Here is a 15,737-nt window from a genome sequence, read left to right as displayed (position 1 = left end):
CTACCCCGAGGAGGGCCCATGATTTCGCCGTGTCGCCCGTGGCACGACCTGTCCTTGATAGAGCGTCAGGCCCGTGCGGCGCAGCATGACGCACGGCCCACATGGGACCTCTCGGAGGCCCTGCTGCGCGGCCTCCCGGCCTCGGCCGGCCAGGTCGCGTTCCGTGCCGAGTCCTATCCCGACCCCCAAGGGGAGCGGGAACTCCGTCGCCGGATCGCGGCCCGGGAGAACGCGAAGTACGGCCTGTCGCTGACCGAGGACCACATCGTGGTGACACACGGTGCGACCGAGGCGCTCTTCCTGCTCGCCCACACCTTCCTGGACCCCGGCGACCGGGTCGCCGTACAGGCTCCGAGCTTCCTCTTCTACCGGGAGATCCTGGAAAACCTCGGCGCCGGACTCGTCCCTCTCAACGCGGAGCCCGACAGCACCCGTACGACCCGGATGCGGTTGCTGCACAGCCCGTCGAACCCCGACGGCCGCGTCCTCGCCGACGGCGCCCTGTCCTTCCACGCCGAGGCGGCCGCCGCCGACGGCGCACTGCTCGTCGTGGACCAGGTCTACGACGAACTGATCGTGGGCGGCACCCGCCCCCGCGAGGACCAGGCCCTGCTCGACGCCGGCCATGTGGTGAAGGTCAACTCGGTGTCCAAGGCCTTCGGTTGCCCCGGCATCCGCATCGGGTGGATCGCCACGGCACCGGCCGTCGCCGAAGTGCTCACCGGTGTGGCCGAGCGCCTGCGCATGGGCCCGTCACTGGTGGCCCAGCAGGCGGCGGCCGGCCTGCTGGCACAACCCGTGGACGGAAACCTGACGTTGCTGGCCGAGCGCCGGGCCATCGCCCTGGAGGCACTGTCCACCCTCGACCTCTTCGAGACCGCCCCGCCACCGGCCGGCGGCCTCTTCCTCTGGCTGAAGCTGGCCGGCCCGAACGCCGGCGCCCAGCAGTTCTGCGATCGCGCGCTGGCGGAGACGGGCGTACGGCTGATGCCCGGCCCCGGCTTCTGGCAGGGCACGGACGACCGGGTCCGCCTCTCGTTCGGCGCGGCCCCCGAGTATCTCGACGCGGCCTTCGACCGCCTCCGCCGGCTGTCGGTACCGCGCCACCGGTCCGGGGCCGGCCACCTCACGACGACCTCGGGCAGCGCGTGAGAGCACCCGGGCCCCCGCCCGGCGCGCCGACGACCGTACGACGGCCGGCTCTCATACGGGCCGGCGGCCCCTCACCGGGCTCAGCAAGTGGAGAATGACGTGGCGTCAAAAGTGTCACTGATGGGTGGATTCATGAACGCGCACACACCCGGAGCCAGGCCACTCCGGGCCGGGTCCGGACTCGGGGTTGGGGTTGGGGTTGGCGGTGCCGTCCCACTCACCACAGCGGCCGGTCGGCGACGCCCGGCTCGGTCACGGGCGTGGGCACGGTCCCGGACTTGGTCACGGTCTCGGACGTGGTCACGAACGTGGCCACGGCAGGTGGCGCACTGATGACGTCGACGATGCAGGCCCCGCCCCAAGGGCTGCGACGCAACCGCGACTTCCACATCTTCTGGGTCGGCGAGACGATCTCTCTGTTCGGCGCCGAGGTCAGTCTCCTGGCCCTGCCGCTCACCGCCCTCGTCGTACTCGGTGCCGACGCCTCCGATCTGGGCCTGCTGCGCTTCGCCGAATACCTCCCCTTCCTCGCCCTGGCCCTGCCCCTGGGCGTCCTCGTCGACCGGAGAAGGCGCCACCCCCTGCTGGTGATCGCCAACTCCGCGCGCGCGGTGCTCGTCGGTGCCATCCCCGTGCTCGCGGCACTCGGCTGGCTGACGATGCCCTGGCTGGTGGTCCTCGCCACCGGCATCGGGACGTTCACCGTGCTGTTCGACCTGTGTCTGGTGGCCTACCTGCCGAAGTTCGTCGCCCCCGAGGACCTGTTGTCGGCCAACGGCCGGGTGTCCGTGAGCCAGGCCGGGGCGGAGGTCGCCGGGCCGGGCCTGTTCGGACTGCTCGTCCACTGGCTCTCCGCACCGCTCTGCCTGGCACTCAACGCCGCTTCCTACCTCGTCTCGGTCGTCTCCCTCCTGCTCGTCAAGCGACCGGAGCCCGCCCCGGCCCGCGTCGCCGGTACCCCCTGGCAGGACTTCTACGACGGTCTGCGCTTCCTCGCCCGTGCGCCCCTGCTGCGGGCGGTGACGCTGGCCGGGAGCCTCCACAACCTGGCGTGGGCCATCTTCCAGACCGCGTTCCTCGTGTACATGAACCGCATTCTCGGGTTCAACGTCGGTGTCGTCCTCGCGGCGGGCGCGGCCGGTGGCCTGGCCGGAGCCGCCTGCGCCCCCTGGCTCTCCCGACGCCTCCCCGTCGGCGTCACCTACCTCGCGGCCGGTGCCGCCACCGCCGTTCCCGCCCTGCTCATCCCGGCCGTCTCGGGACAGCAGACCTTCCTCGCCCTCGTCGACACCGCTCTTCTGGTGGTCATGAACGGCGGCCTCGCCATCTTCAGCGTCCTCACCGCGACGCTGCGGCAGACCGTCACCCCCGACCGGCTCATGGGCCGGGTCGTGGCCGGCTACCGGGCTCTGGTGTTCGGCGGCATTTCCCTCGGCGGCCTGGTCACCGCCTGGCTCGGCACCTTCGCCGGCCCCCGCGCGATCCTCTGGGTGGCCGGCCTGGTCTTCCTCTCCGCATCGGTACCGATCCTGCTCTCCCCGGTCCCTCGCCTCCGCGGTTTCGGCACGGAGGAGCAGACGGTGAGCGAACCCGAGTCCCCCTCTGAACAGGGGGCCGCTTCCTCCTCGGAATAGCGGTGATGGTCCCGACCCGAGGGATGGCAGCCAACGAGTCCACCCGGACCCCTCCTACGGGTCCGGGTGGAGGGAGCCGCCGGCCGTCAGACGGGCACCGCTTCCCGACTCAGCCTCTCAGGACTGCTCTGCCTCGTCTGCCGGGTGGGGAAGCAGCGGGAACAGCCGGGTGATGAGGGCCACCGGTTGGGCTCCGTCGGGGCGGGCCAGGGGGCGCTGTTCGCGGTCCTGATAGGGGGCGAGCGCCCTGCGGATGGTGTCCGCGACCCGGCTCATCTCTTCGGGCGTCAAGTAGGCGACGGCACTGAAGGCTTCGTCGTGGCACCACTCGGCCGGCGCCTGGTCGCGCCGGGCCAGCCATCGCTGCCAGCTCTCGTCCTCAAGCCCGCGGGCCAGGTCGCCGAACTGCCCCTCCGCAGGCGCGTCGGCAGTGGGGTTGGGCTGCCTCAGGCGCCAGGGGCGTGCGCGACCGCCGCGGTGCGGGGCTTCCTCGATGTGCCCGTGGCGTGCGAGCTGCCGAAGGTGAAAGGAGCAAAGTCCGGAGCTGTAGCCCAGTTTGGCGGCCGCTTCGGTCGCCGTGACGGTTCCGACTTCGCCCAGCAGGTCCAGCAGGGCCGTACGGACCTCGTGCTCACGCAGTTCGTCGCCGGTGTCACGCGCCTGGCCGGGCCGGGAGTTGAGGTCATCTTCAGTCACTTTGCAAAGTCTGCTACTTTGCAAAGCACTTGGCAAGCGGCTCATCTGTTCGCCGGCATCAGGCCGCGGAACGCCTGCCGCATACGTGGGCGTACGTCGTGTGCGCAGAAGGAGAGACAGCGATGGCCGTTCATCACGACCGTTCCGGACGCGTCGACCGGCGAGTGCACGTGGACCGGCGAGTGCGCGTGCAGGGCCGACCCGTCGACGCCTATCCCGCCCTGTCACCGGAGGCGGAGCGGGGTTCGGTGCGCCGGGTCACCGTGCTGGGTGAGGAAGTCCTGAGCCGGCCGTGCCGGCAGGTGACCGAGTTCGGAACTCCGGAGCTGTCGGCGTTGATCGACGACATGTTCCTGACGATGCACGTGGCCGACGGCGCCGGCCTGGCTGCCAACCAGGTAGGTGTCGATCTCCGGCTGTTCGTGTACGACTGCCCGGACGACCAGGGAATCCGGCATGTCGGGCACCTCATCAACCCCGTCCTGGAGCTGCCACCCCCCGGCAACCGCCAGCTCGTTGACGAATTCGAGGGCTGCCTGTCGGTCCCCGGAGCCACCATGGCGGTCTCCCGCACCGATCGCGCCGTCGTCCGCGGCTTCGACAAGGGCGGCGCCCCTCTCACCATCGAGGGGACGGGATACTTCGCCCGGTGCCTGCAGCACGAGACCGATCACCTCATCGGCCACACCTACCTCGACCGGCTCTCCCAGCGGGACCGCAAGGACGCCCTGCGGCAGATGGAAGACTGCCGAGAGGACGTCTTCGCACGGCGTGCGGCCAAGGCTGCGGGCTTGGGACGGTAAGGCGTACTTGCCCAGGGGCTGCCCCGTGCGCCCGCCAGGAGGGTCCCTGGAAACAGCGCTTCTACGAATACGCGCTGATCGCCATCGGGCTGCCGGTCGCGCCGGATGGGTGCGTGACGCCGGCCGGCGCGGTGGCATGCAAGAACAGCCCCCGGAGCACCAGTTACCGAAACGCCGAAGCGCCCTGCCGGTGCGAGAGGTGGGGTGGTGCCGGGATGTGGGCGGGGAGGGCCGGGTCGGGCTCCAGGTCGCCCCAGCGGGTGTGGAGGGGGAGGACGCCGGCCCAGAGTCCGCGTTCGGCGTCCGGGGAGTCGGCGTCGTCCGGAGCGCCGGTGCGGATCTTCACCGATGCCTCGTCGAGGGAGAGAGCCAGTAGCGAGGTGGCGGCGAGTTCCTTGCGACTCGGCTGCCGCGCGTAGTCCCACTGGCCGGGAGTCGCCTGTTCAGTGAGACAGCGGAGGCCCGCCCACTTCTCCTCGGGGTCCGCGACCAGTCGCGGAATGCCGAAGATCATGGCGCTGCGGTAGTTCACGCCGTGCTCGAAGACGGACCGGGCCAGGACCAGGCCGTCGATGTGCGTCACGGTGACACACACCTCCGCGTCGGGCGAGGCGACCAGACTGCGGCTGGCCACCGAGCCGTGGAAGTACAGCGTGGTGCTGTCGGCGCCGTAGACGGTGGGTATGACCAGCGCGTCGCCGTCGACGGCCACCCCGAGGTGGCAGACGAAGCCGGCCGCCAGGATGGCGTCGAGGTCGCTCCGGTCGGGGCTGCCCTGCTCTCGCAGTCGGCGGTGACGCGTACGGTCCGTCTGCGACAGGGGCAGACCGGGCACGGGATGGCTCATGTCGGGGCCTTACGTCGGTCTCGATCGTGACGTTCTGCGCGGCGGCCGGAACGGACCTCGGACCGGACGTGCATCGACGACGAAGGCCCCTGCCCAGCAAGCACTTTCGTCCCTGCCTAGCGATCGCCTCGGTCCGGCGGCGGCACGGGGAACGTCCGGCCTGGGCAGGAGCGCGGACTCCTCCCCCTCACCCCGTGAAGGTGATCAACGAGGCAGGCGCCATCGATTCACCCGCCGCCCAGAGTACAGATTCCGTCGCGAGGTGAATAGGGGGCAAAGGAATTCGTTGCCACTTGGGGGGCATTCGACTAAATCCGTGCCAGGCGGTCACGGGGCCCGTGGCGCCGGGCGGCCCGTGCGGCGGCCGACCGGTGCCCGCGTCGAGAAACGCCAAGGGAAGGGGGCGTGACCTTAGAGCCTGGCGATTACGAGCTGTACGTGCAGCCTTGCTTGCCGTAGTACCACTCGTACTGACCCGTGACCCACGGGTCCGCCGTGATCGTGAAGGTGCCGCGCGGGGCGGGACAGTGGAACGTGGTGGTGACGACGTCACGGTCCGGCGCGGCCGCGGACGGCGCGGCTGCCGCGGAGGCGATGCCGGCACCCCCGGCGCTGAACAGCGCGGTAACGAACGCTATCGCGATGATCTTCTTCATCATGTCTTCCTCGTCCCATCGCGTGCGGGAACTGCCTCTGAGGACGATACACGCAACCACCCAATTCGGAACAAGGGGGATTTTCCCCCAATATCCGGGAGGGTGTGCGGCCCCCGGCCGCCGCCCGATCCAGGACAGGGGGCAGGGCCGACCCGGCCTTGACATGCCCCCAAGGGACGCGGCGGACCGGCGGCCACCAGTGAGCGATCCCGTTGATCATTCGCCCTAGCCGGCCGCTCGCCCCCGGCAGCGGGCTGAGCACGACCCTCAGGGCTCAGGCACCCCACGGTGGGCGGCCGCCGGAGACCCAGCGGGCGAGGGCACGGCCGTCAACGAGGCTTAGGGGGTGGTCGAGTTCGGCGTTGGCACGTTGCGCGTTGGGGGTGAAGGCGCTGGTGGTGACGATGAGGGCCTGGTCGCAGCGGTGGTAGGCGCGGTAGGTGCCGTTGACGGCGTAGATGACGGGTGCGCCGACGCGGTTCGTCGGCGCGTGGCGCTTGCACTGGACGGCGATGCGGCGGCCGTCGGCGAGTTGGAGGAGGACGTCGAGGGCCCGGTCATCGGCACCGCCGGTGACGGTGGCGGTGCGGACCGAGGGATCGCGGCGGGCGAGGTCGGCGATGGCGTGCTCGAACTGTGTGCCGGTCATGTGCTGGTAGGCGGCGATGCTGTGCGTGAAGTCCGTCCGGGCGGCGGTGTGCAGTTCGGGAAGGTGGAGGCGACCGGTGCGGACGAGGAAGAGAAGAACGGTCGCGGTCAAGGCGAGGGCGGCCAGCACACCGGTGGCGACCGGGTAGGTGCGGATCGCTGCGACGACGGTCGCCAGGACGAGGGCGAGGGCGACGAGGCGGCTGGTGGCGTCCTGGCCTGTACGGCGTCGGGCGGTGCGGCGTCGAGGCTTCGTCGCGGGGCGACGGGGGCGCGAGCGCGGACGGGTGGAACGGCGTCGTCGTGCTGGTGCGGCCATGCGTCCCCCGGGTGCGGTGATGGGTTGGGCGGGTGCAGTGCGGTGCGGTGCGGTGCGGTGATGTGGCGTGGGCTGTCGTGCCACGCCACGCCACGCCATGCCGCGGCGCCGGGTTGTGTCCGGTGGCCGCCCGGCGAACGCGGACCCCCGTCGCCTCTTCGCCACAGAGCCCTTGCCTCCACGGCGCGTTCGCCGAGAAGGGCGAGAAGGGACCGGGCACCCCGTGGTGACACTCACTGACCGGCTCGTGAGAAGCCGTTCACGAGTTGGGTCAGGAAGTCGAGAATGCCGTGCCCCACCGCTGTCGGGGCGATCAGCACCCCGAGCGCCAGCACGATGACGACGGTCAGCTTCTCGTCGAACCGGCTTCTGGCCTGCGTACGGCGGCGTAGCCGCAGGACGACGATGACAGCGAGCAATACCGCAACATTGATCGTCAGCAATTAAGCCAGCCCCCTGCCCGACCACGACCGTCCACGCACCGAGGACAGCCGTCGTCCGGCCTCCCCCGGCTCTCTTGTATAGCGCGAGCCAGGAGGCCGCTGTGGCGAGTTGCCGGGGCTTGGCAATAATGCGATCTCCTGGCCGAATTCCGCAGGTGAGCGGCTCTCCGGGGGGGGAGAGGGGACGGCGGTGGCCGGAGTGTCGGGAAGCACGCGATGACGACGAAAAGGTCACCTCGCCCCGCTGGAAAGGGGTCGCCTGGCTCCGCCAGGAAGAGGGCGTCTGCCTCCGCCAGGAAGTGCACACCCGGCTTCGCAGGGAAACCCGCTCGACCTGGCTGTCCCCTCAAGAAATCCTGTGGGCATGGAGTTCTTCTGTTATCACCGCGATCGGTCCGGCTCCGCGGCGCTGCGCGAGGAGCTGCTGGAGAGGCACTGGTCCTATATGGACCGGTACTCCGAGGAGTTGATCGCCCGGGGCCCGACGATGGCCGGCGACACCCCTTCCGGCAGCGTGCACATCGTCGACCTGCCCGATCCGGCCGCCGCCCGCGCGTTCGCCTTCGACGAGCCGAACTACCAGGCCGGCGTGTACCGGGACGTACTGCTGCGACGGTGGCGCAACCTGCTGGGACGCACGATGTGGGACTTCCCCGGCGGCGAGGAGGGCGGCAACCGCTACCTGGTACTGGGCCTCGGCGAAGGGCAGGCCGCCGATCTCACGGTGCCGCCCGACAAGGACGAGTTGATCGCCTATGGGCCACTGCTGTCGGACGACGGTGCTGTCTGGCTTGGCACGGCGGCGCTGGTCCGGGCGCCGGACGCGGACACGGCGTGCGCCGTCCTGACCCCGGGCCGGTACGCCGAGACCGCAGTGCACAACTGGCAGTTCGGCGGGCGCGGCTGACACCCGGAGAACATGACGTCCAGGAACAGCGCCCGGGCAGCGCCGGAGCCGGATGACGCCGCTGCCCAGGCCCGGAAGTCCGGGCCAGGAAGTCCGGTTCAGGAAGTCCGGGTGTGGTGGTCCAGCAGGCGGGTGAGCAGCTGCACGAGCTGGTCGCGTTCGGCCGGGTTCAGCGGTGCGAGCAGGTCGTCGTGGAGGGTGTCCAGCACCTTGTCGAGGCGGCGCAGCTGACGGCGCCCCCGGGTGGAGATGGTGATGATGTTGCGGCGCCGGTCATGGGGGTCCGGCGCCCGCTCGACGAGGTCACGCTCGCCCAGTTCGTTGAGCACACCGACCATGTCGCTGCGGTAGATGCCGGTGCGCCCGCTCAGCTCCGCCTGGCTGCCCGGCCCGTAGTCCGCCAGTGAGGCGAGCACGGCGTAGTGCCACTTGCGGGCGTCGACCTCGGCCAGCCCCACGTTGATCAGCCGGTCCGATCGCGCGGTCAGCTGCGACAACAGCCGGCTCGCCCGTCGGCGCAGCCTGTCGGGCGTCCTGAGCGCGCCACTGTCGGGCGGGTCCGCGGCTTCGCCTCTGGTCATGGCGCCCCTCCTCCTCATTGCGTTAGTCAGACTAACGATATACGTTCACTCGCGCCGAAAACGTTAGCTCAACGAACGTTAGAGAGTTGAACGTTGATGGAGCGAACGTTTGCGGAGTGAACTCCAAGGAAGGACGAACGTGCCCACTCAGAACCTGCTGATTCCCACCTCGGACGGCGAGGCCGATGCCTTCGCCGCCTTTCCCGACCACGGCGACCGGCACCCGGGGGTGCTGATGTACGGGGACGCCTTCGGCATCCGGCCCGTGCTGCGGGAGCTGGCCCGCGAACTGGCCGGGCACGGGTTCTACGTACTCGTCCCCAACTTCTTCTACCGGCACGGCCCGGCTCCGGTGACCGAACTTCCCGAGCACATCGGAGAAGACGTCCGGCCCGCGGTCGTCGCCCAGCTGATGCCCCTGATCGAGGCGCACACCGCCGACCGCGTCCTGAGCGACGCCGATGCCTACCTCAGGTTCCTCACCAGCCGGCCCGAGGTCTCCGCCGGACCGGTCGCGGTGACCGGCTACTGCATCGGCGGCCTCCTGGCGGTGCGTACCGCCGTGGCCCACCCGGGCCAGGTGGCAGCCGTCGCCGGATTCCACGGCCCCGTGGGCGCCGACGGGCCCGAGAGCCTGCACCGTCTCACCGCCCAGACCCACTTCGGCCACGCCGAGACCGATATGACGCCCGAGACCCTCGGCGAACTCAACCAGGCGCTGGATGCCGCTGGTGTCGAGTACACCTCCGAGATCTACCCCGGCACCGTCCACGGCTTCACCATGGCCGACACCGACGCCTTCAGCCCCTCCGCGCTGCAGCGCCACTGGGACCGCCTGCTCCCCCTCCTCGACCGCACCCTGGGCGACAGCTGAGACTCCGGCCAGGAGACAGCCACACCGGGAGCGCCCGCGTCCGCCGCGTCGCACGGCTGCCGTTGCTGTTCCGCACCGGGCGACGGACGGAACCCAGGCGTCCCGGCCGCGGTCTTGCCCCTTGAGCGTCGAGGCCGGTCTTCGGTGGGCCTCGACGCCCGGGAAAGAAGCCGGTCGCCACACTCGGGCCTTCGGGCTGCGTCCCCTCGCCCCGCGCGACCGTCCTCCAACGGCGCGACGAAGGGGAAAGCGTGAACCGGGCTTCGACAGGTCGCCTCCAGCCTCCGCATGAGGTGCAACTCGCTTTCAGGGCAGCCCTGGTGACGGTCTTCCTTCAGGTGGGTGGCTGGGCACTGGAGGCGTTCGTCCTTCCCCCTACGGGATTCCGGCAGTTGCGTGACCAGGTGGGGCTGTCAGGTGCGCTGATCCAGCTCACCCTCTCCGCCGGCGGGCTCGTCGTACTCGCCGGCGGATGGCTGCTGTGCGCCGTCCGGATGCGCCGCGGGCGCAACTGGGCCCGGCTGGTGCTGGTGACGGTGGCCGGTCTCCACCTGCTGTTCGTGCTCACCGACCTGAGCACGAACGGTCTCCCGACCGACTGGACGGTCCTCTCGCGTTACGGACCCGACCTGTTCACGTCCGCGATCGCCCCCGCCCTGCTCCTCCCCGCCTCCCGCGTCTACTTCTCCGCGGTGAAGCGGGCAGGCTGATGGCTCATCAGGCGGACGACGGCCGGGCGCATGTCACTCGGAGCCGGCCCACACAGCAGGGGTGCGGTGGGACCAGGGCGCGGCCTGTTCGAGCTGGGCGGCGAGGCGGAAGAGGGTGTCCTCGCGGCCGTAGGCGGCGGCGAACTGGAGGCCGATGGGCAGTCCGGTGGTGGGGTCGGTCGCCAGCGGTACGGACATGGCGGGGGTTCCGGCGAGGTTGAAGCCGGCGGTGAAGGGTGAGCGGTCGAGGATCTGGTCGAGCCAGCCGAGGCCGTCGAGGTCCTCGACGCCTTCGGCGTAGGTGCCCAGCCGCGGCGGCAGTTCGGGAAGGGTGGGGGTGAGCAGCACGTCGTAGCGGTCGAAGTGGCGGCCGATGCTGCGGGCAACGGTGTTGCGTACGCCGAGCGCGCTGACGAAGTCGGCGCCGGTGACCTGACGGCCCCAGGCGTAGCCGGCGAGCGTCTCGTGCTGGACGGTGGACAGGTCGATGGGACGGCCGGTGGCCGCGGCCAGGGCGTCGAGCCAGGGGACCAGGTTGGCCGTCCAGAGCCGCGCGTTGGCCAGGACGAACCGCTCCCAGCTCAGCCCGAGGTCGAGCGTGGCCTCGGCCACCTGGTGCCCCAGCGAGGCGAGGAGTTCCGCGGTGCGGGACACGGCGTCGCCCACCGCTCGCTCGGTGCGGCGTCGGCCACCGCCCTCGGCGATGACGCCGATCCGAAGACGGCCCGGGTCGCGGGCGATCTCCTCGCTGTAGGGGCGGTGCGGTGGTGCGGCGAAGTACGGGTCACCGCTCTCCGGGCCGTGGATGTGGTCGAGCAGCGCCGCACTGTCGCGCACCGTGCGGCTGACGCCGCCCTGAACGGCCAGCCCGCTGAAGATCTCGTCGGTGTCGGGGCCCATGGACACCCGGCCACGGGTGGGTTTCAGCCCGAACAGGCCGGTACTGGCGGCCGGTATGCGGATCGAGCCGGCCGCGTCCGTGGCGTGCGCGAGCGGGACGATGCCGGCGGCGACCGCGGCGGCCGAACCACCGCTGGAGCCGCCCGCCGTGCGGCCGAGGTCCCAGGGGTTGCGGGTCGGCCCGTACAGGACGGCCTCGGTGGTGATGCTGTAGGCGAACTCCGGGGTCGCGGTGCGGCCGACGGTCGCCAGACCGCTCTGCCGGAAGCGCCGCATCAGATACGAGTCCGCCGACGCGACATGACCTTCGGTCAGCCGGCTGCCCAGCTCCGTCCGCTTGCCGGCCATGAACACACCCAGGTCCAGCTTCACGAGAACTCCTCTGGCATGCGATACCGATCAGACCCATGCGATACCGATCGGTATCGTGCGGGACCATCCGGTACCGTAGCGTGAGCGGAGCGCAGCCGGAAGGGCGGAGTGGCACAGGAGGATCGGACATGGCGGACACGGTGCGGCCGGGGCGGGCGGAGCGGGTGGCCAAGCTGCCGCCGCGCGAGCGCCTCCTCGATGCGGCCGAGGAGTTGTTCCACTCCGAGGGGATCAGGGGTGTCGGCGTCCAGGCCATCGCGGAGAAGGCCGGGACCACCAAGGCCGCGCTCTATCGCCACTTCGGCACCAAGGACGCCCTGGTGGCGCAGTGGCTGCTGATCGTCGCGGCCGACTACGTCTCCGCGTTCGACACGGTCGAGGAACGGTGGCCGGACGATCCCCGGGCCCAGATCAGGGGCGTGGCCGCATTCGTCGCCGACACACTGTCGACGCTGTCGCACCGCGGCTGCCCCTTCGTCAACTCCCTCGCCGAGCTGCCCGATCAGTCCCATCCGGCGCGCCAGGTGATCGAGGCGCACAAGGCGCAGCAACTCCGCCGCCTCACCGCCATGTGCACCGCGGCCGGTCTCACCGATCCTGAGGGGGCCGCGGCAGAGCTCACCTTCGCCCTGGAAGGAGCCCAGGTGAGCGCGCAGAACGGCAGCGTGGATCACATCGGCGAACGGCTCCTCGCCTTCGTCGACGCGGTGATCGCCTGGCACGAGGGGAAGGGACCACGCTCCTCCGCGGCGCCCGGAGAGTCCGGGGACTCTGGAGAGTCCGGGACATCTGAGACCTCAGGGCCCTCCCGGGCGCGGAAGCAACGGAGTTGAGCACCTGCCCTCCGCGCGTACCGTACCGGCCATGACCGCCACCCCGACCGCGCCCCTCCCCCGCCCCGTACGCGGGGTCAGGGTGCACTCGCGGCAGACGGTCGGGGCGTGCGCGCCGACCTACGGACGAGTGGAGCTGGACTTCGAGCCGGTGCCGACGGGGGTCGCCTCGTCCATCGAGTTCGCCTGCACGGCCGAACCCGAACCGTCGCCGGAGTACGAAGAGTCCCTCGCCCGGGGCGTGTTGCGCGCACTGGCCGCCGCGGACACCGAGGACCCCGCCGCCCATCCGCGCCCTCCGGTCCGCGCCCGGGTCATCGTGCGTGCCCTGTCGTGGCACTGGGTCGACAGCTGCGAGACGGCCTTCGTACGTCTCGGGGCCCTGGCGGCCCGAGAAGCCCTGGAGTGCGTCGCACAGGACCGCGAACCGCGACCGGTCGAGACCAGGGTCAGCCCCCACACCTGATCCCACGGCCAGGGTGCGGAACCGGAGCCCTCGGGCTCAGGAGGCGAAAGGGCGACGCCATACGAGCGTGTAGCGCCAGAAGAGCCGACGGCGGAGCCGGGCGCCCGGCAGGACGTCACGGGCACCGTCGGCGATGTCGGCGAAGAGCATCTCCGCCGGTCGGGTCCGGGCGGTCATCGACGCGGGGCGGGGTGCCCGGCGGCCCTTGTTCCTGAGCCAGCCGGTGGCGGCGTTCAGCGGGCTGGCGACGGCGCCGAGCAGGTGGTCGACGGGGTCCTGCGCCCTGAAGAGGCCGACGACCACCAGCGTTCCCCCAGGGGCCAGGTGCCGGCGGAAGACGCCGAGCGCTTCGGTGAAGGGCAGATGGTGGAGGGTGGCGACGCAGGTGATGACGTCATAGGAGTCACGGGGGAGGCCGGTCAGCGCGTCGGCGGCCGTAAAGGTCACCGGGGCCGCCGGAGGGGTCAGTTGCTGCGCCCGGCGGATGATCACCGGGTCGGCGTCGATTCCCTGGACCTCGTCGGCACGGGTGGCCAGGAGGCGGGCCAGATCGCCGCTGCCACAGCCGACGTCCAGGGCACTGCCGAGACGTTGGGGAAGCTGCCGCAGGAGCCAGCGGTGGTAGTGGGCGTTGTGGTCCCAGGGATGGGCCGTGTTGAACCGGTCGAGGGCGCGGAGGGCCCGCTGCGCTAAGGACGTCATAGGGCCAGCCTGCCCCTCCGGCCGACGCCCCCGCCCAGCCGCACTTCGCCGCCCGACGCGATGGACGCCCCCGGAGAGGGCGCGCCGACCGCGATCCCACGCGCCCGCCAAGCCGGTTCGCGATCGTCGAGCGTCCCCCCATGGCGAGGCAACACAACCCTGCTAAGGTAAGCCTTACCTAACCTTCAGGAGACTGTATGCGTATCCTCGGTGGTGCGGACCAGCAGCCGACCAGCGCCGAACGAGTCCGGACGATCCTGGCCACGGCACACTCGATGACCATGGTGGCCGACGGCCACCGCGCCGAGGTGTCGCGCGGAAACGGTCCAGGAGCGACGCAGCACATCCACCTCCACCCGTCCCCGATGGACGCCGGCCTCACCGGCGCGGCAAGGGTGGGTGAGCGGGTGCCCGCCACACTGGAATTCACGGATGTCTCGCCGCTCCCCGTGCGCGACCGGGTCCGCTCACGCGTCACCGTCATGGGGTGGCTGACCTCCCGGGACAAGGGGGCCTCGCCCGCCGGCGACTGCATGGAGTTCGCCACGGCGGTGCTGGAGAGGGGCACATCCGAGGTCAGCGTCGGCCTTGACGACCTGATGGCCGCTCCCGCCGATCCCGTGGCCCGCTACGAAGCCGACATCCTCACCCACCTGGTCGAGGAGCACAGCCACTGCGTCCCCCTCCTGCTGCGCCTGGTGGAGCCCCGGTACCTCCAACTCATGGAACGTGTGGTGCCGCTGGCCATCGACCGCTACGGGATCGACCTCCGCCTGGAGTACCCGTTCGGCCACCACGACGTACGGCTGCCCTTCCACAAAACACTCGATGAACCCGACCAATTCGGCGTCCAGCTACAGGCGTTGCTCACCACCGCCCGCCGCTGCTCCCACGGCAGCCGACTCCTCGACGACGCATGGGAACCGGACGAGAACACGGTGTCGCCGCGGCGCAGCTGAACCGGCGGCGGCAGGTGCGGCCGCCGAGGTGCCTACTGCGGTCCGGCCGGACCGTGCCGGAGGGAGAGGCCAAGCCTCCGTAGCTCCCGGTCGATTCCGGTGACGACAACATCCATGTCGTCACCGACCCGGACGATCTCCGACAGCTCCCCCACGGGCGCCTGAGTGAGGTCACGACGGTGGACCAGCCCCTCGATCCCCTGGTCGACGCGCACCAAGACCCCGAACGGGACCACCATGCTGACCCGCCCGCGCAGTCGCTGCCCCACGACGGTGCGGTCGGCGAACGCCTGGAAGGGGTCCGGCCGCGTCGCCCGCAAGGACAGCCGGGCCTCCATGTTCCAGTCGTCGAACTGCAGGAACTGACAGGAGACGTGCTGCCCGACCTGCACGACCTCCGATGCCGCGCTGAGGCGCCGCCACGACAGTTCGGGCACCGTGATGAACCCGACGCCGGGAAAGACCGGATGGGCGGGCCCGTCGTCGAGCGCCACGAAGACACCGAACCGCTCGATCGCGGCGACGGTGCCGGAGAGGACCGCGCCGTACGTCAACGATGCGAGGAATGAGCGAAGTTGGGGGTTTTCGGAGGGGCTGATCACGAGGGGGAGCTTCTCATGCGAAAAGCTGGCCCCGCGCTCCGTTGTTCACCGTGCGGGTGGGAAACAGATTACGGAGTCAGGTACGGGAGCAGAGGGAGCAATCCATGGGGCTGGCAGTACGCCAGGTGGTGTGCGACGTGGTCGCCGAAGCGGCAGATGAGGAACTGCCGCTGATCGAAGGGATGCAGGACCTGGATGACGCGGCGGTGGACCACACCCTGATGAGGCGTGGCCGCAGCCGGGAGGCGTTGGGATTCGGGCTGGAGATGACGGTCGCTCTGGTCACGCCCGTGCTGTGGGCGGTGCTGGCCGAACTGGCGAAACAGACGCTCGCCAAGGTCTCCGAGGGGGCGGCCCCGCGGCTGCGGGGCCGGGTGCGGGGTCTGTTCCGGCGGACCCGCGACACCACGCCCCTGCACTTGCCGCCCCTGTCCCAGGAGCAGATCGTGCACGTGCGGGAAGCGGTGCTGGAGCGGTGTACCGCGGCTGGGGTCGAAGGAGCGCGGGCGCTCGCCGTCGCGGACGGTGTCGCGGCCCGCTTGGCCCTCGACGCGCTGCCGGGTGGTGACTCCGGTGGAGACGCGGAAGCGGAGGAGGCCCCAGACCGTCCTCAGCACGGGCAGGACCGATGAC

19 protein-coding genes are annotated in these 15,737 nt (G+C 70.8%); 10 read left to right on the top strand and 9 right to left on the bottom strand.

Annotated elements, in window-relative coordinates; all coding sequences use genetic code 11:
• Nucleotides 1-18: 18 nt before the first annotated feature.
• Both ACGFN2_RS02500 and ACGFN2_RS02495 read left to right on the top strand, forming a co-directional pair.
• A complete protein-coding gene (locus ACGFN2_RS02500) occupies nt 19-1,152 on the top strand; it encodes a pyridoxal phosphate-dependent aminotransferase (RefSeq protein ID WP_393356934.1) in 1,134 nt (377 codons plus the stop codon).
• A 332-nt stretch (nt 1,153-1,484) separates the two neighbouring features.
• The gene (locus ACGFN2_RS02495) at nt 1,485-2,786 is read left to right on the top strand and encodes an MFS transporter (protein ID WP_393356932.1); all 1,302 of its coding nucleotides are present in this window, start codon (nt 1,485-1,487) and stop codon (nt 2,784-2,786) included.
• 117 nt (nt 2,787-2,903) lie between these two features.
• On the opposite strand, the gene ACGFN2_RS02490 is transcribed toward ACGFN2_RS02495, so the two are convergent.
• Nucleotides 2,904-3,482 (bottom strand): winged helix-turn-helix domain-containing protein, encoded by a 579-nt coding sequence (locus ACGFN2_RS02490; protein ID WP_393356930.1) that lies wholly within the window; start codon nt 3,480-3,482, stop codon nt 2,904-2,906.
• A gap of 122 nt (nt 3,483-3,604) precedes the next feature.
• Between ACGFN2_RS02490 and def the strand changes: the two genes are divergently transcribed.
• Entirely contained in the window at nt 3,605-4,285 is a 681-nt protein-coding gene (gene def / locus ACGFN2_RS02485) for a peptide deformylase (RefSeq protein ID WP_393356928.1), read from the top strand.
• Between the two features lie 163 nt (nt 4,286-4,448).
• On the opposite strand, the gene ACGFN2_RS02480 is transcribed toward def, so the two are convergent.
• The 4 genes from ACGFN2_RS02480 to ACGFN2_RS02465 all read right to left on the bottom strand — a co-directional run bounded on the left by ACGFN2_RS02480 (nt 4,449) and on the right by ACGFN2_RS02465 (nt 7,198).
• On the bottom strand, nt 4,449-5,132 hold the full coding sequence (locus ACGFN2_RS02480; protein WP_393356926.1) for a pyridoxamine 5'-phosphate oxidase family protein: 684 nt from the start codon (nt 5,130-5,132) through the stop codon (nt 4,449-4,451).
• Between the two features lie 425 nt (nt 5,133-5,557).
• The gene (locus tag ACGFN2_RS02475) at nt 5,558-5,788 is read right to left on the bottom strand and encodes a hypothetical protein (protein WP_362601998.1); all 231 of its coding nucleotides are present in this window, start codon (nt 5,786-5,788) and stop codon (nt 5,558-5,560) included.
• Between the two features lie 274 nt (nt 5,789-6,062).
• Nucleotides 6,063-6,755 (bottom strand): restriction endonuclease, encoded by a 693-nt coding sequence (locus ACGFN2_RS02470; protein WP_393356923.1) that lies wholly within the window; start codon nt 6,753-6,755, stop codon nt 6,063-6,065.
• A gap of 233 nt (nt 6,756-6,988) precedes the next feature.
• Nucleotides 6,989-7,198: a hypothetical protein gene (locus ACGFN2_RS02465; protein WP_362601992.1), complete on the bottom strand. Its 210-nt coding sequence runs from the start codon at nt 7,196-7,198 to the stop codon at nt 6,989-6,991.
• A gap of 364 nt (nt 7,199-7,562) precedes the next feature.
• Here ACGFN2_RS02465 and ACGFN2_RS02460 point away from each other — a divergent pair, with 364 nt between their 5' ends.
• On the top strand, nt 7,563-8,105 hold the full coding sequence (locus ACGFN2_RS02460; protein WP_393356921.1) for a YciI family protein: 543 nt from the start codon (nt 7,563-7,565) through the stop codon (nt 8,103-8,105).
• Between the two features lie 98 nt (nt 8,106-8,203).
• On the opposite strand, the gene ACGFN2_RS02455 is transcribed toward ACGFN2_RS02460, so the two are convergent.
• Nucleotides 8,204-8,686 carry a MarR family winged helix-turn-helix transcriptional regulator gene (locus ACGFN2_RS02455; protein WP_393356919.1) on the bottom strand — a complete coding sequence of 161 codons (483 nt, stop codon included), beginning with the start codon at nt 8,684-8,686 and terminating at the stop codon, nt 8,204-8,206.
• A gap of 139 nt (nt 8,687-8,825) precedes the next feature.
• On the opposite strand from ACGFN2_RS02455, the gene ACGFN2_RS02450 reads away from it, so the two are divergent.
• A complete protein-coding gene (locus tag ACGFN2_RS02450) occupies nt 8,826-9,560 on the top strand; it encodes a dienelactone hydrolase family protein (protein ID WP_393356917.1) in 735 nt (244 codons plus the stop codon).
• 293 nt (nt 9,561-9,853) lie between these two features.
• Nucleotides 9,854-10,270 (top strand): hypothetical protein, encoded by a 417-nt coding sequence (locus ACGFN2_RS02445; RefSeq protein ID WP_393356915.1) that lies wholly within the window; start codon nt 9,854-9,856, stop codon nt 10,268-10,270.
• Between the two features lie 33 nt (nt 10,271-10,303).
• Here ACGFN2_RS02445 and ACGFN2_RS02440 read toward each other — a convergent pair whose 3' ends face one another.
• On the bottom strand, nt 10,304-11,518 hold the full coding sequence (locus ACGFN2_RS02440) for an amidase (RefSeq protein ID WP_393357172.1): 1,215 nt from the start codon (nt 11,516-11,518) through the stop codon (nt 10,304-10,306).
• Nucleotides 11,519-11,670: 152 nt separating this feature from the next.
• Here ACGFN2_RS02440 and ACGFN2_RS02435 point away from each other — a divergent pair, with 152 nt between their 5' ends.
• Both ACGFN2_RS02435 and ACGFN2_RS02430 read left to right on the top strand, forming a co-directional pair.
• Entirely contained in the window at nt 11,671-12,375 is a 705-nt protein-coding gene (locus ACGFN2_RS02435; RefSeq protein ID WP_362601975.1) for a helix-turn-helix domain-containing protein, read from the top strand.
• A gap of 31 nt (nt 12,376-12,406) precedes the next feature.
• Nucleotides 12,407-12,841, top strand: a complete 435-nt coding sequence (locus ACGFN2_RS02430) for a hypothetical protein (RefSeq protein WP_393356913.1) — start codon at nt 12,407-12,409, stop codon at nt 12,839-12,841.
• Between the two features lie 36 nt (nt 12,842-12,877).
• Here ACGFN2_RS02430 and ACGFN2_RS02425 read toward each other — a convergent pair whose 3' ends face one another.
• Nucleotides 12,878-13,543, bottom strand: coding sequence for a class I SAM-dependent methyltransferase (locus ACGFN2_RS02425; RefSeq protein WP_393356911.1), 666 nt, complete (start codon nt 13,541-13,543; stop codon nt 12,878-12,880).
• A 197-nt stretch (nt 13,544-13,740) separates the two neighbouring features.
• Here ACGFN2_RS02425 and ACGFN2_RS02420 point away from each other — a divergent pair, with 197 nt between their 5' ends.
• The gene (locus ACGFN2_RS02420) at nt 13,741-14,502 is read left to right on the top strand and encodes a DUF2470 domain-containing protein (protein ID WP_393356909.1); all 762 of its coding nucleotides are present in this window, start codon (nt 13,741-13,743) and stop codon (nt 14,500-14,502) included.
• A 32-nt stretch (nt 14,503-14,534) separates the two neighbouring features.
• Here ACGFN2_RS02420 and ACGFN2_RS02415 read toward each other — a convergent pair whose 3' ends face one another.
• Nucleotides 14,535-15,104 carry a S1 RNA-binding domain-containing protein gene (locus tag ACGFN2_RS02415; RefSeq protein WP_393356907.1) on the bottom strand — a complete coding sequence of 190 codons (570 nt, stop codon included), beginning with the start codon at nt 15,102-15,104 and terminating at the stop codon, nt 14,535-14,537.
• A gap of 104 nt (nt 15,105-15,208) precedes the next feature.
• Here ACGFN2_RS02415 and ACGFN2_RS02410 point away from each other — a divergent pair, with 104 nt between their 5' ends.
• Nucleotides 15,209-15,736 carry a hypothetical protein gene (locus ACGFN2_RS02410; protein WP_393356905.1) on the top strand — a complete coding sequence of 176 codons (528 nt, stop codon included), beginning with the start codon at nt 15,209-15,211 and terminating at the stop codon, nt 15,734-15,736.
• Nucleotide 15,737 lies beyond the last annotated feature (1 nt).

The organism is Streptomyces sp. NPDC048612, assembly GCF_043199295.1.
Lineage (GTDB): Bacteria > Actinomycetota > Actinomycetes > Streptomycetales > Streptomycetaceae > Streptomyces.
Note: the sequence above shows the minus strand (reverse complement) of the source record. Positions and strands in the feature narration are given on the sequence as shown.